Below are 12,690 nucleotides of genomic sequence, written 5' to 3' on the forward strand. Positions count from 1 at the left end.
ATGCGCGTTTTTCGGGTCGTTAGCTCAGTCGGTAGAGCAGCGGACTTTTAATCCGTTGGTCGAGCGTTCGAATCGCTCACGACCCATAAGCCAAGTTTTTCGGAACTTGGCTTTTTTACTGACTGCCGACAATCCGTTTTCGGCTGCCTATTGTTTTCAGCCGCCTATTCTTATTCCCATCCCCCGACACGCCTATGCAAATCACCCTTATCGCCGCCCTCGCACAAAACCGCGTCATCGGCAACGCCAACCAAATCCCATGGCACATCCCCGAAGACTTCGCTTTTTTCAAACGCTACACCACAGGCAAACCCATCATCATGGGGCGCAAAACGTGGGACAGCCTGCCGCGCAAGCCCCTGCCCAACCGCCGCAACATCGTGGTTACGCGTCAAAACCCTTGGCAGGCAGCAGGCGCGGAAGCGGCACACGATTTTCAGGCTGCCTTGCAAGCCTGCGCGGGCGAGCGCGAAGCCGTGGTGATTGGCGGGGCGCAGATTTATGCCGCTGCGCTGCCGTTTGCCACTGATTTGCGCTTAACCGAAATCGCGCTCAACCCCGCCGGCGACACGCATTTCCCCGAATTTGCCCGCAACGTCTGGCGCGAAATCTCACGCGAAGCCCATGTTTCGGCAAAGGGAGTCGCGTATGATTTGGTGCATTACCAACGGCAGGCGTAATGCAATCGCAAGCCCTCGCGCCAAACCATCACACCCACCCAAAGGCAGCCTGAAAACCGAAAACCGCAACAAAATGAAAACAGGCGATGCCAAGCAACCGTTTTTCAGGCTGCCCCACACTTAGGAATCCCATGTTCAGCAAAATCCGCCACCCCGATTACCGCCGCATGATTGAACAGCACGCTGCGGCGTTTTCCCCCGCCGAAGCCGAGCTGCTAGGCGAAATCCTCAACCGCTTTGAATTTGACCCCATCCAAGAGCAAGCCCTTGCCCAAGCCGTGCTGCAACAAAGCCGCTTTGACCCCAACTCCGGGCATTGGGCGGATGTGGATGACGATGAAGACAACGTGGGCATTTGCCCGCATTGCATTAACCCCCCTGCCCCGCCCTTGCGCGATTATTTGATGTGGCGCGAGAAACAGGCGGCTTGAACGCGGGCGCATAGCCTGAAACGCCAATCCGCGCCCCCTACGGCTTGCTGGCAAGCCGTGCACCGGCAACATCATTGCGCGGGGCAATAACGTTTTCAGGCTGCCTCAACCATCTGCGCCGTTTGAGGCAGCCTGATTGAGGCAGCCTGAAAACAAATAAACCGAGCGGAACAACGCCTGACCGCTTTTCAGGCTGCCCCGCATAGGCAGCCTGAAACCGCGCCGCAAAATGCTATAATCCGCGCCTATTATTTCCCGATTCTCTCCGCGCCATGACCCCGTTTTCCGATTCGCTCGCCGCCGGCATCGCCCAAATGCGGCTCAATATCTCCCCCGCGCAGCAGCAAAAGCTGCTTGCCTATCTTGCCCTGCTGCAAAAATGGAACAAAACCTACAACCTCACTGCCTTGCGCGACCCCGCGCAAATGGTCAGCCATCATCTGCTGGACAGCTTAACGCTGCTGCCGTATCTGGCGCAGGCGGAAAGCATGATTGACGTGGGCAGCGGCGGCGGCATGCCCGCGATTCCCGCCGCCATTTGCCGCCCCGATTTGCAGATAACGATGGTGGATGCCAACAGCAAGAAAACCACGTTTCTGCGCCAAGCCGCCATCGAGCTGGGGCTGGAAAACGTCGCCGTGAGCAGCAGCCGCGTGGAAGAGCTGGGCGAGCGGCGGGCGGACATCGTTACCAGCCGCGCCTTTGCCGAGCTGGCGGATTTCGTGCGCCTAACGCGCCATCTGCTGAACGACAACGGGCATTGGGCAGCGATGAAAGGCGTGTATCCCGCCGATGAGATTTTCAGGCTGCCTGAAAACGTGGTCGCTTATCAAACCGACAAAATCCACGTTCCCACACTCAACGCAGAGCGCCACATCGTCCTGCTGCGCCCCACACAAGGAACCCAGCCATGAGCGCGAACATCATCGCCATTGCCAACCAAAAAGGCGGCGTGGGCAAAACCACCACCGCCGTCAATCTCGCCGCCAGCCTTGCCCACAAAAAACAGCGCGTGCTGCTGATAGACCTAGACCCGCAAGGCAACGCCACCACCGGCAGCGGCGTGGACAAAACCGCCATCGCAGCAGGCGTGTACCACGTTCTCCTTGGCGAAGCCGACATTCAGGCTGCCAAAATCCACAGCCAAGCGGGCGGCTACGACTTGCTCGCCGCCAACCGCGAGCTGGCGGGCGCAGAAGTGGAGCTGGTGCAGGAAATCGCCCGCGAAATGCGCCTGAAAAACGCCCTCGCCCTCGTTGCCGATGATTACGACTATATTCTGATTGACTGCCCGCCCACGCTCACGCTGCTCACACTCAACGGGCTGGTCGCCGCCGACGGCGTGCTCGTGCCGATGGTGTGCGAATACTACGCGCTCGAGGGCATCAGCGATTTGGTTGCCACCGTGCGCAAAATCCGCACCGCCATCAACGCCAAACTCGGCATCTTCGGCATCGTGCGCACGCTCTACAACAACCAAAACCGCCTTGCCCAAGACGTGAGCGCGCAGCTGCAAGAACATTTCGGCGCGCAATTGTTTGCCACCACCATCCCGCGCAATGTGCGCCTTGCCGAAGCCCCCAGTCACGGCCTGCCCGCCCTTGCCTACGATGCCAAGGCAAAAGGCACGCTGGCTTATTTGGAACTCGCCGACGAAGTGTTGGCGCGAAAATAATCCCCTCCGCGTTGCACCGCCCAAGGCAGCCTGAAACCCACATCCCCATCTTGCCTTTGCAAACTTTCAGGCTGCCTATCCAATAGCAACAATAGGCAGCCTGAAAATCATGATGCGAACATCATTTGAAGTAAAGCCGCCACCCCTTCCCCCACCCCAGAAAGGCAGTCTGAAAATGACCCTCACCGCCCAAATCCCCTTCGCCCACGACCTACTGCGCCAACACATCCACGCAGGCGACACCGTGCTGGATGGCACCGCAGGCAACGGACACGACACCCTCCTGCTCGCCCAACTCGTAGGCAGCGCAGGCAAAGTCTACGCGTTTGACATTCAAGACAGCGCCCTCGCCGCCACCGCCGACCGCCTGCAACAGCACCAGCTCATCGAGCGCGTGCAGCTTATCCACGCGGGACACCAACACCTCGCCCGGCACGTCAAGCAGCCCATCGCTGCCGCCATTTTCAACATGGGCTACCTGCCGCGCGGCGACCACAACATCACCACCCAAGCCGAAACCAGCATCGCCGCGCTCCAAGCCGCGCTTGCCCTGCTGCAACCGCGCGGCATCCTGATTGCCGTGCTGTATCACGGGCACGAACAAGGCAAACCCGAAACCGCCGCCATCCTATCGTTCGCCCAAGCCCTGCCGCAAACCCAATACCGCGCCCTGCGCTACGAATTCATCAACCAGCAAAACTGCCCGCCAATTGTGTTGGCGATTGAAAAACTGGCGACGGCGGGAAAGTGAGCGCGCCCCCGCCACCGAAGGCAGCCTGAAAATAGAAAGCAGTTTGTAGGTCGGGCATTTATGCCCGACAAACACTGACCTATTTATCTCAATACGCCACAACTAAAAACGTCGGGCATCAATGCCCGACCTACTTGGTTTTACAAAGGTTTCAGCCGAAAATGGAAGGCAGCCTGAAACATTTGTAAAACCTAAAATCAAACAAGAAATAGTAACGTCCGTCATTCCCGCGCAGGCGGGAATCTTGGCTAAACTGAAACAACAGTTTGTTTTTACAATTGTTTTTTAATATTAAGCAAGATTCCCGCCTACGCGGGAATGACGGCATTTCTTATTTTTCAGGCTGCCTCAGGGGTTTTGCAAAGGTCTCAGCCTGAAAATAAAACATCAGCCGCTCGCCAACATTTCGCATAACAAAGGCAGCCTGAAAACGAGAAAACCCGTTTTCAGGCTGCCTATTGCTTATCCATCAATCAATCACGAAACTTCCCGCCCTTGGGCTTCGCCTTAAACCCATCCTTTTTAAAACCCTCTTTCTTAAACCCGCCTTCGCGCTTGCCGCCGAATTTCTTCTCGCCAAACGGTTTCTTATCGCGGCTGCCCCAACGCTCGCCCTCGCCGCGTTTGCCGCCCCAGCCGCCTTTGCCTTTGGGCTTGCGCTCGGCGTTTTTATTGCGTTTGCGCGTAGGCTCCATGCCCTCAATCACCATTTCAGGCAGCTTGCGGTTAATGTAACGCTCAATTTTGTGCACCATCATATATTCTTTGGCATCGGCAAAGCTCACCGCAATGCCCGTGCGCCCTGCCCGCCCCGTGCGCCCGATGCGGTGAACGTAATCTTCCGCCTGCTTGGGCAAATCATAGTTAATCACGTGCGTAATCGTGGGCACATCAATACCGCGCGCGGCGACATCGGTCGCCACCAAGATTTTGCAGCGCCCCTTGCGCACGTCCATCAGCGTGCGGTTGCGCCAGCCTTGCGGCATATCGCCGTGCAAGCAGTTGGCGGCAAAACCTTTTTCGTATAGCTCGTCTGCCAGCGTTTCGGTCATCGCTTTGGTGGCGGTGAAAATCACGCATTGGTCGATGTTGGCATCGCGCAAAATGTGGTCCAGCAAGCGGTTTTTGTGGTTTCGGTCGTCGCAATACAAAAGCTGCTCTTCAATTTTGCCCTGCGCTTCGGCGCGTTCAATTTCAATCACTTCGGGGTTTTTGGTCAATTTGCGCGCCAGCTTGCCCACCGCGCCGTCCCAAGTGGCAGAAAACAGCAGCGTTTGGCGCGATTCGGGCGTGGCGGCAACGATGGTTTCAATGTCGTCGATAAAGCCCATGTCCAGCATGCGGTCGGCTTCGTCCAGCACCAGCACTTCCAAGCGGTCAAAATCGATGCGCCCGCTGCGCATGTGGTCCATCAGGCGGCCGGGGGTGGCGACCACAATATCAATCGGGCGCGACAAGGCTTTGATTTGCTGTCCGAAAGACGAACCGCCCACCAGCGTTACCGTGCGCACCCATTTCATGTTTTGCGCGTAAAGCTGGGCGTTTTTTTCCACCTGCTGGGCAAGCTCGCGCGTGGGCGTGAGCACCAGCACGCGCGGGCCTTTGCCCGGTTGCTCGCTGCGTTTGATGATTTTTTGCAAGCTGGGCAACAAAAAAGCGGCGGTTTTGCCCGAGCCTGTTTGCGCCGAAGCCATGATGTCTTGGTTTGCCAAAGCGGCTGGGATGGATTGGGCTTGGATGGGCGTGGGTTCTTCGTAGCCCGCGCTTTTGAGCGCAGAGAGAATATTTTTGTCGAGGTTTAAATCGGCGAATTTGATGGTCATAGGTTTTCCTGTTGAAAAACAACAACATTCTGCCAAAACCAATCAACAAGCGGTTTTTAGGCAGCCTTGAAGCGGGGGTGCGGATTATTTTGATTGCGGTGTTTTCAGGCAGCCTGAAAACGGGAGAGGGCAAAAAGAATGAACAGCAGGTTGTCGCCAGCGTGCGCTGGTAGGTTTCATCGGCGACAACTTGCAAAATAAAAATGCCGCGCAGGCATTAAACTGAATAACAAGAAGATTTAAGTTGAAGACGATGGCTTCACAAAAAGAGCGCGGATTGTAGGGGGTTTCATGCGCCCGGTCAAGGCAGCCTGAAAACGCTTGGCCGCCGTTTCAGGCTGCCTTTGCATCTTCGGCTGCCCATTTTGCGGCCGGGTTGCGCCCTTATCCGACAGGCGCAGAGCGGGTTTGCCGTTTTCAGGCTGCCTCGCCGCCTTTTTGCGCTCCATCAAAAACCTTGCAGAAACCGCCCGTTTTGTTTGCATTTATTTACACAAAGGTCTATAACAAAATCTCCACGTCAAACAAATAATTATCACAAGGAGATTCAATCATGCAATCCGCATTCAAAAAAACCGTTTTATCCGCTTTGGTTTTATCGCTGCTTGCCGCGCCTGCTGCCGAAGCCTGCTCTTCGTTTATCATCGGCAAAAAATTGACCACCGATGGTTCGGTGCTTTACGGGCGCACCGAAGACTACCCCTTCCTGCCGCAACCTGGGGCGCACAATAAAAACTACATCGTAACCCCCGCCAAAGACTACCCCGCAGGCAGCGAGCTTAAAGACCGCTCCACAGGCTTCACCTACCCGCATCTGGCGCACGAGTTCAAATACACCTCCGTGCCCGACGCCAGCCGCGACACCGATGAGGGCGTGTATGGCGCGCACGGGCAAAACGAATACGGCGTAACCATGACCGCCACCACCTCCGCCACGCCTCACGACAAAATCCTAGCAATCGACCCGCTGGTGAAAAACGGCTTGGCGGAAGCCGCGCTGGTGGATTTGGTGCTGCCGCGCGTGAAATCCGCCCGCGAAGGCATTGAATTGGTTGCCAAAGTGTTGGACGAAAAAGGCTCAGCCGAAGGCAATATTATCGTTATCGCCGATAAAAACGAGCTGTGGTACATGGAAATCCTATCGGGGCACCAATACGCCGCCATCAAATACCCCGACGACAAATATTCCATCTACCCCAACACCTTCTTTATGGGCAACCCCTATGAGCTGGGCAAAGGCAATTACATCGTCTCCAAAGATTTGGAAAACGTAGCCCGCAAAGCCAACCACTACCGCGAAGTAAACGGCAAATTCCACGTTGCCAATTCGTATAACCTCGACCACTACGCCGCGCGCAACCGCTCCCGCGCTTACGCTGGCTTGAAGCTGCTTGATCCGCAATCCAAAATTGGCTATTTTGACCACCACTTTGAATTGCTGCAAAGCCCCAGCAATCCCAACCAAAAATACTCGCTTGCCGATGCCATCGCCATTCAGCGCAACCGCTTTGAAACGCTGAAAGAAGGCTTTATCCCAGACGACCAATACGACAAACGCGGCGCAGACGGTCGCCCTGAAGTGAAAGCGGCGTATGACGGCGACACCTATAAATTCGCCCCCGGCAACGAAAACGTGATTGACGCGCATATCTACCAAATCAAGCCCGATTTGCCCGCGTCTATGGCATCAATCTTGTGGTTGAGCAACGCCCCATCGCGCAACACGCCGTATATCCCGTTCTACGGCACAGTAACCGACACGCACCCATCGTTTAAACCGCAAGATTTCACCTACAACCCCGATTCGTTCTACTGGGTGGCATGGCATATTGACCAAATGGTGATGCAAAACCAAAACTTGTTTGGCAGCAGCATCAAGCAAAAATGGATGGCGCTGGAAAAACGCGAGGAAGCCGAGCAACGCGCGCGCGATGCCAAATACCGCGGCAAAACCGATGCCCAAGCGGCAGCGTTGAGCGGCGAAGTAACCCGCGACGCGATTGCGCGTTCGGAAAAACTGTTCCAAGAAATGAAAGCCGTGGAAAAACAAATGATGCAAACGATTAAAGCCAAAGGCGGCAAAGACGATTCCATTGCCGTGTTGCAACAGAAGTTTGACAAGCAAAAAGCGGACACTGTGAAAACAGAAAACGCATCGGAAGGCGTTACCGCCAAATAATCGGCGCGATGGAGATAAATAAAGCCCGACCGGCAATGGTCGGGCTTTTTTGGTGATAGGCAGCCTGAAAACGGTTGCTGAAAACAGTTAATGGAGCATCCATTGCGTTTTCAGGCTGCCACTATGTTCACCAATGCCTGCTTTATGGTTTTCAGGCTGCCGAACGGGATACGCCCTAGGCAGCCTGAAAACAGGACGGCAGCTTGTCCGCAACGTTCGCACCGCTTTATTTGGGCGCGACAAACTGCACTTTGCCGCGCTCGATTTTCAGGCTGCCGACATCGCCCGTGAGCAGGTTGCCGGTTACATAGCCTTCGGTGCAGCCTGAAACCGGCATATCGTAGCCCATGCTGTGAACCAGCAGGGTGGCAAGCTGTTGGTGATACGCGGTGGCGCAGGGCGCAAACGTGCGTTGCGTCAGCTGCTGCGTGGGCGGGTGCGGGCTGTACAACACCAGCGGAACGGTATAGTTGTCGGGATGGTTGGTGCCTTGGTTGTAGGCATCGTGGTGAACATATTGCCCGTGGTCGGATGTGTAGGCAAACAGCCAGTTATTTTCAGGCTGCCGCTGCAAGCGCGTTAAAACGGATTGGATGAATTGGTCGGTTTTGCGGATGGTGTTGTCGTATTTGTCCACCGCCGTATTCGTGCCGAACACATTGTCCTGCGGGGCGAGCAGCGCGCCATAAGGGATGTGCGAAGCGCGCTGGTGCAACACGATGAAGTGTTTGCCCTGCGTTAAATCAATTTGCTCAAACAGGGGGATGAGCTTGTCGTCGGGCATGTTTTGGCTGCCGCTGTAACCCATTTGCGTGGGCTGAACCAGATGGTCTATCCAGCGCTGCCCAATCAGGTTGAAAATCGCCATTTCGTTGCTCGCCTGCGCGCTGTAAAAATAGGTTTGATAGCCCTGCTCTTTGGCGAGACGGAACATATTGGTTTTGCCGCTGCTGATTTGCTCAAAGCCGTTGGCATGGGCGATGGCGTTGAAAAAGCTGGGGAGCGACACCGCCGTCATCATCCCTGCCGAATAGGCGGGCAACACGATGGCGGAGGGCTGGTTTTTCAGGCTGTCGACAAACGGCGAGGTGTCGCGCTCGTAGCCAAACATTTTAAGATGCGCCGCGCTTTCGCTTTCGCCCATAACCAAGATGATGTTTTGCGGGCTGTCGGCGCTGGCGGTTTTGGCGGGCGCGGGGTGGCTGTAAACGGGCACTTTGCTCAAATGGAAGATTTGGTAGGGCAAGATTCTGCCGGCGAAATAGCCGAAGCTGAAATAATTGGCTTTAATGCGGCTGTATGTGGGCTTGGGGGAAATGCCGTGCTCTTGGGTGGTTTTGAACGAGCGCACGGCAATCAGCGCCATGGCGGCGAAAAAAACGAAATCGGCAAGGCGGTGCGTTTTGCGGCGGAATCTGCCCAAGCTGAAAAACAGCGCGCTTTCCGCCAGCGCCCACAGCACGGGCAGCCACACCAGCGAAAGCATCGACGCGCCCGCGGTGCCCACTTCGGTGATTTCTTTGAACATCAGCCAATAATTGATGCCCGTTATCCAGCTTTGGTAAACCGTGTAGTGGATATTGTTGATTATCATGCTTGCCGCGAAAAAGGCGAAAATCAAAACGCGGCTGGCACGGTATCGGGCAAACAGATACGCGGCGGCAAAAGCCGCAATCAGCGCGAATGTTTCCGCAGTTTGACCTGCGTTGAGCCGGGGAATGTTGAACACCAATGCGGTAAGCCAGCTCGCTCAATGTGAGCAGCGTGCTGTATGCCAATACGATAAATAGCGATTTTTTCATAACGGAAAACGGGAGGGGTCGGTTTCAGGCTGCTATTGATACGCCAAAGGCAGCCTGAAAACGCTTAGGGGCGAAGTTCTTTTTTCAAGCGGATGTAAATCACGCGCGTGGCGAGGGCGATGGTTTCGTCGTTTTGGTCAAACAGGCGCACGGTGAACTCGGGCAGGTATTTGTCGCCGCCTGCGGTGGCGGCGCGGATGCGTTCTACGTCGTCGTAGTTGAGTTTGCAGTCTAGGTACACTTCGCCGAAGCCTGGTTTGATGAAATCGATGGCGGCGGATTTGTCCCACACATAATAGTTATCGCCCAGCGCGCCCAGCAGCATCACGGAATAGATGGGGTCGGTGATGGAAAGCAGGCTGCCACCAAATTGGCTGCCGTTCATATTGCGGGTGTAGGGCAGGTTGCGCAGTTTGGCGCGCAGGTGGGTGAAATCGGGCGAAATATGCGTAACCACGATGCCTGAATAGCGCAGCGGCGCCCAAAGGTTCATGCGGCGGCGCAGGGTGGCGGCGGATTTGGGGAGTTTGCGGGGCAGGGCTGCCATGTTTATTCCTTGTTTTCGTTGTCGCTGGTTGAGAAAAATAGATGTTGCACGGCAAAGGCGTTGCCTGCGGCATCGCGCAGGGGGCTGTGCGCTACGCTGTGTTTGATAACGAGCAAATTCAGGCTGCCTGATGTGTTGATGACGATGCCTGCTTCTGCGCCTGCCTCGTCTTGCACCATTGCGCCTGCGCTTTGGGCGGCGGGGCTGGTGGCGATGGCAAGCCCGCGTTTGACTTGCCCGCGATATTGGGCGCGGGCGATGACTTCTTGCCCGGGGTAGCAGCCTTTGCGGAAATGCACGCCGCCGATGGTGTGTTGGTTGAGCATTTGGGCGACACAAGTTTCGCTGGTGGCGGCGCAAATCCACGGGTAGCCGCTTAGGATTTCGTGTTGCTGCCACGCGGCTTCGGCGGCGGCATCGTAGGCGGGCAGTTCATCGCGTGGGGCGATTTTCAGGCTGCCTGTGTGTGGCAGTTGGATTTCGCCTTGTTCGTTTACGGCAAACGCCAGTTGCGGCTCGCTGGGGTGCTGCGGTTGTGCATCGGCTTTCAGGCTGCCTGCAACGCCCCAATCGGGCAGGATTTCAAATTGCACTTTGGCGCGCAGCACATACATTTTTAGCCGTTTGACCACGGCTTCGACTAAATCGGCGGCAAGGGCGAGCAGAATTTCGTTGCCTGTGTTTTGCGCAATCAGGTTGGCAATCACGCGCCCTTTGGGGGTGTTGTAGGTGGCGTAGCAGGCTTGGTTGGCTTGCAGGTGTTTGATGTCGTTGGAGAATTGGTTGTGCAGAAAATCGGCGGCATCGCTGCCTGTGGCGCGGATAACGGCGAAAAAGGGGAGTTGGGTTGTTTGCATGATGGTTTCCTTTGTGTGTGGTTAATGGGTTTCAGGCTGCCTTTGGGTATTATGGGGTGCTGATTTGGCTGAATGTTAATGCGCCGTTTTCTAGGGCGCATTCGGCAAGCTGCTCGCCCCAGTTGGCGGCGCAGACGGCGAAGTCGCAAAAGCTGGTGCCGTCTTCCAACCAAAAGGCGGCGTAGGCGATTTGGGGCTGGCTGGGGGCGGCTAGGCGGCTGTTTGCGGCGATAAGTTGCAGGATGTCGCTTTGATGTTGGTCTAGCCATGTGAGTTGGGCGGAGACGGCTTCTAGCGCGGCGATGCTGGGGGCAGTGTCGCTGTCAATCAGCAGGGTGCTGTCGGCTGCCCACAGGGTGCATTCGGCTTCTAGGGTTTCTTCGGTGTCGTCGGGGAGGTGAGTGATTTGGGGGATGTGGCGTTGGGCTAGGGTGTGGAGGGTGGTCATGGTGGTGGTTGAGGGAGTTGAAAGGCAGTTAGGCAGCCTGAAAAAGGGGTTGTGTTTTGGGATTAACCGTTTTCAGGCTGCATCAGGTGTTTGAGGCAGCCTGAAAAGCGGATTTAATCTGCGGATGTTTGGGCTACACGGCGTGGGTATGGCGGCACAACGCCATGAAAAGGGTTATCGTGTTGGGCTGTTTGAGGCAGCCTGAAAACTATTCTGCGGGGGCAAAAATCTCAATATCGCGCTCGGCGAGGTATTGCTGCCACAGCCGTTGCTGCGCCGCATCCAGCGCGGAAAACTGCACCACTAGAGCGTTATACCACGGGTTGCTGTGCTGCGTATCTAAATCAAATGCGGGTTCAGGCTGCCTGTGGGCTTGCGCGAAATAGGCGATTTCTTCGGCGGCTTGGTCTAAATCGGCATAGGCGCGGAGCAAATCGTTGATGGATAGGCGGTAGGTGGGCATGGCTTTAATGATAAAAATAAGGTTTCAGGCTGCCTAAGCGAGCCAGTACACAATATATTGCGCCAAGATAATCAACACGATGCCCAGCGCCGCGCCCACTTTGGCAACGGTGCCGACAATAAAGCCTGCCAACGCGCCGATGCCCACTTTGCCTGCCAGCCACAGGTTGCGTTTGTCGGCAAACTCGCCGATGGCTGCGCCCAGCAATGGCCCGAGAATCAACCCCGCTGGCACAAAAAACGCGCCCACAACGCCGCCGATAAACGCGCCCCACAGGGCTTCTTTGCTCGCGCCCGTGTATTTTGCGCCGAGCATCCCCGCCACAAAATCCATCGCCAAGCCAAAGGCGGAGACGATAAACAACACCAGCAAGGTAGTTGTGCCGATGACTTCGTAATCCTGCGCGTAGCCCATCAGCCACGCGCCTGCAAACATCAGCGGCAGGCTGGGGAGGGCGGGGTAAATTGTGCCGATTGCGCCGAGGGCAAGCAGAATGATGGCGAGGGTGATGAGTAGCAGGGTCATGGGCGGGTGAAATAGCTGGGATAAGTTTTTGCTTGGCTGAAATTGCGTTTCAGGCTGCCTATATCGCGGCGTGGTCGGTTTCGCCCGTGCGGATGCGGATAACTTGCTCAACGGGGTAAACAAAGATTTTGCCGTCGCCAATTTTGCCCGAGCGGGCGGTTTCTACGATGGTTTCTATCGCGCGTTCCACCATGTCGTCGGGCAACACGAGTTCCAGCTTCACTTTGGGCAAAAAATCAACGGCGTATTCTGCGCCGCGATAGATTTCGGTGTGCCCTTTTTGTCGCCCGAAGCCTTTGACTTCGGTTACGGTCATGCCTGTGATGCCGATTTCGGTGAGCGCTTCGCGCACGTCGTCGAGCTTAAAGGGTTTGATGATGGCTTCAATTTTTTTCATGGGGCATCCTTGGGGTTAAAGGGTTTTGGTTTTGCTGAAACTTGCTTTGCTCGTTTTCAGGCTGCCTCCCAGCATGACGGTATGGCGATGCGTTTTCAAGAAGCAGCCTGAA

Annotated in this window: 17 protein-coding genes, 1 tRNA gene and 1 pseudogene; 10 read left to right on the forward strand and 9 right to left on the reverse strand. The window is 56.0% G+C overall.

The window, feature by feature from the left end; all coding sequences use genetic code 11:
• The first annotated feature begins 13 nt into the window (after window positions 1-13).
• The 8 genes from JDW22_RS02230 to JDW22_RS02265 all read left to right on the forward strand — a co-directional run bounded on the left by JDW22_RS02230 (window position 14) and on the right by JDW22_RS02265 (window position 3,826).
• Window positions 14-86 (forward strand) — tRNA-Lys (locus tag JDW22_RS02230).
• Window positions 87-194: 108 nt separating this feature from the next.
• On the forward strand, window positions 195-680 hold the full coding sequence (locus tag JDW22_RS02235) for a dihydrofolate reductase (RefSeq protein ID WP_200521514.1): 486 nt from the start codon (window positions 195-197) through the stop codon (window positions 678-680).
• The gene (locus JDW22_RS02240; protein WP_200521516.1) at window positions 649-804 is read left to right on the forward strand and encodes a hypothetical protein; all 156 of its coding nucleotides are present in this window, start codon (window positions 649-651) and stop codon (window positions 802-804) included. The genes JDW22_RS02235 and JDW22_RS02240 overlap by 32 nt, the downstream gene beginning before the upstream one ends.
• Window positions 767-1,111 (forward strand): hypothetical protein, encoded by a 345-nt coding sequence (locus JDW22_RS02245; RefSeq protein ID WP_200521518.1) that lies wholly within the window; start codon window positions 767-769, stop codon window positions 1,109-1,111. The genes JDW22_RS02240 and JDW22_RS02245 overlap by 38 nt, the downstream gene beginning before the upstream one ends.
• A 272-nt stretch (window positions 1,112-1,383) precedes the next feature.
• Complete coding sequence (gene rsmG, locus JDW22_RS02250; protein WP_200521520.1) at window positions 1,384-2,025, forward strand: 16S rRNA (guanine(527)-N(7))-methyltransferase RsmG; 642 nt, start codon at window positions 1,384-1,386, stop codon at window positions 2,023-2,025.
• Window positions 2,022-2,786: a ParA family protein gene (locus JDW22_RS02255; RefSeq protein ID WP_200521522.1), complete on the forward strand. Its 765-nt coding sequence runs from the start codon at window positions 2,022-2,024 to the stop codon at window positions 2,784-2,786. The genes rsmG and JDW22_RS02255 overlap by 4 nt, the downstream gene beginning before the upstream one ends.
• Window positions 2,787-2,961: 175 nt before the next feature.
• Window positions 2,962-3,537, forward strand: a complete 576-nt coding sequence (locus tag JDW22_RS02260; RefSeq protein WP_200521524.1) for a class I SAM-dependent methyltransferase — start codon at window positions 2,962-2,964, stop codon at window positions 3,535-3,537.
• A gap of 121 nt (window positions 3,538-3,658) precedes the next feature.
• Window positions 3,659-3,826, forward strand: coding sequence for a hypothetical protein (locus JDW22_RS02265; RefSeq protein WP_200521526.1), 168 nt, complete (start codon window positions 3,659-3,661; stop codon window positions 3,824-3,826).
• Window positions 3,827-4,010: 184 nt separating this feature from the next.
• Here JDW22_RS02265 and JDW22_RS02270 read toward each other — a convergent pair whose 3' ends face one another.
• Window positions 4,011-5,360, reverse strand: coding sequence for a DEAD/DEAH box helicase (locus JDW22_RS02270; RefSeq protein ID WP_200521527.1), 1,350 nt, complete (start codon window positions 5,358-5,360; stop codon window positions 4,011-4,013).
• A gap of 11 nt (window positions 5,361-5,371) precedes the next feature.
• On the opposite strand from JDW22_RS02270, the gene JDW22_RS02275 reads away from it, so the two are divergent.
• On the forward strand, window positions 5,372-5,533 hold the full coding sequence (locus JDW22_RS02275; protein ID WP_200521528.1) for a hypothetical protein: 162 nt from the start codon (window positions 5,372-5,374) through the stop codon (window positions 5,531-5,533).
• 66 nt (window positions 5,534-5,599) lie between these two features.
• Here JDW22_RS02275 and JDW22_RS02280 read toward each other — a convergent pair whose 3' ends face one another.
• A complete protein-coding gene (locus JDW22_RS02280) occupies window positions 5,600-5,809 on the reverse strand; it encodes a hypothetical protein (RefSeq protein ID WP_040558183.1) in 210 nt (69 codons plus the stop codon).
• Between the two features lie 104 nt (window positions 5,810-5,913).
• Between JDW22_RS02280 and JDW22_RS02285 the strand changes: the two genes are divergently transcribed.
• Window positions 5,914-7,539, forward strand: a complete 1,626-nt coding sequence (locus JDW22_RS02285) for a C69 family dipeptidase (protein ID WP_200521529.1) — start codon at window positions 5,914-5,916, stop codon at window positions 7,537-7,539.
• 226 nt (window positions 7,540-7,765) lie between these two features.
• Here the strand turns inward: JDW22_RS02285 and JDW22_RS02290 are convergent.
• From JDW22_RS02290 to JDW22_RS02320, 7 genes and pseudogenes are all read right to left on the reverse strand, one after another.
• Window positions 7,766-9,341: pseudogene (locus JDW22_RS02290) on the reverse strand (phosphoethanolamine transferase).
• A 64-nt stretch (window positions 9,342-9,405) separates the two neighbouring features.
• Window positions 9,406-9,888, reverse strand: a complete 483-nt coding sequence (locus JDW22_RS02295) for a DUF4442 domain-containing protein (RefSeq protein WP_200521530.1) — start codon at window positions 9,886-9,888, stop codon at window positions 9,406-9,408.
• Between the two features lie 2 nt (window positions 9,889-9,890).
• Window positions 9,891-10,745 carry a CAF17-like 4Fe-4S cluster assembly/insertion protein YgfZ gene (gene ygfZ / locus JDW22_RS02300; RefSeq protein ID WP_200521531.1) on the reverse strand — a complete coding sequence of 285 codons (855 nt, stop codon included), beginning with the start codon at window positions 10,743-10,745 and terminating at the stop codon, window positions 9,891-9,893.
• A gap of 49 nt (window positions 10,746-10,794) precedes the next feature.
• The gene (locus tag JDW22_RS02305; RefSeq protein WP_200521532.1) at window positions 10,795-11,193 is read right to left on the reverse strand and encodes a hypothetical protein; all 399 of its coding nucleotides are present in this window, start codon (window positions 11,191-11,193) and stop codon (window positions 10,795-10,797) included.
• A 208-nt stretch (window positions 11,194-11,401) separates the two neighbouring features.
• Window positions 11,402-11,656 carry a hypothetical protein gene (locus JDW22_RS02310; RefSeq protein ID WP_200521533.1) on the reverse strand — a complete coding sequence of 85 codons (255 nt, stop codon included), beginning with the start codon at window positions 11,654-11,656 and terminating at the stop codon, window positions 11,402-11,404.
• Between the two features lie 33 nt (window positions 11,657-11,689).
• On the reverse strand, window positions 11,690-12,181 hold the full coding sequence (locus JDW22_RS02315) for a DUF456 domain-containing protein (protein WP_200521950.1): 492 nt from the start codon (window positions 12,179-12,181) through the stop codon (window positions 11,690-11,692).
• A gap of 58 nt (window positions 12,182-12,239) precedes the next feature.
• Window positions 12,240-12,578: a P-II family nitrogen regulator gene (locus JDW22_RS02320; protein WP_003795185.1), complete on the reverse strand. Its 339-nt coding sequence runs from the start codon at window positions 12,576-12,578 to the stop codon at window positions 12,240-12,242.
• Window positions 12,579-12,690: the final 112 nt, after the last annotated feature.

The organism is Kingella bonacorsii (assembly GCF_016623605.1).
GTDB classification, from domain to species: Bacteria; Pseudomonadota; Gammaproteobacteria; order Burkholderiales; family Neisseriaceae; genus Kingella_B; species Kingella_B oralis.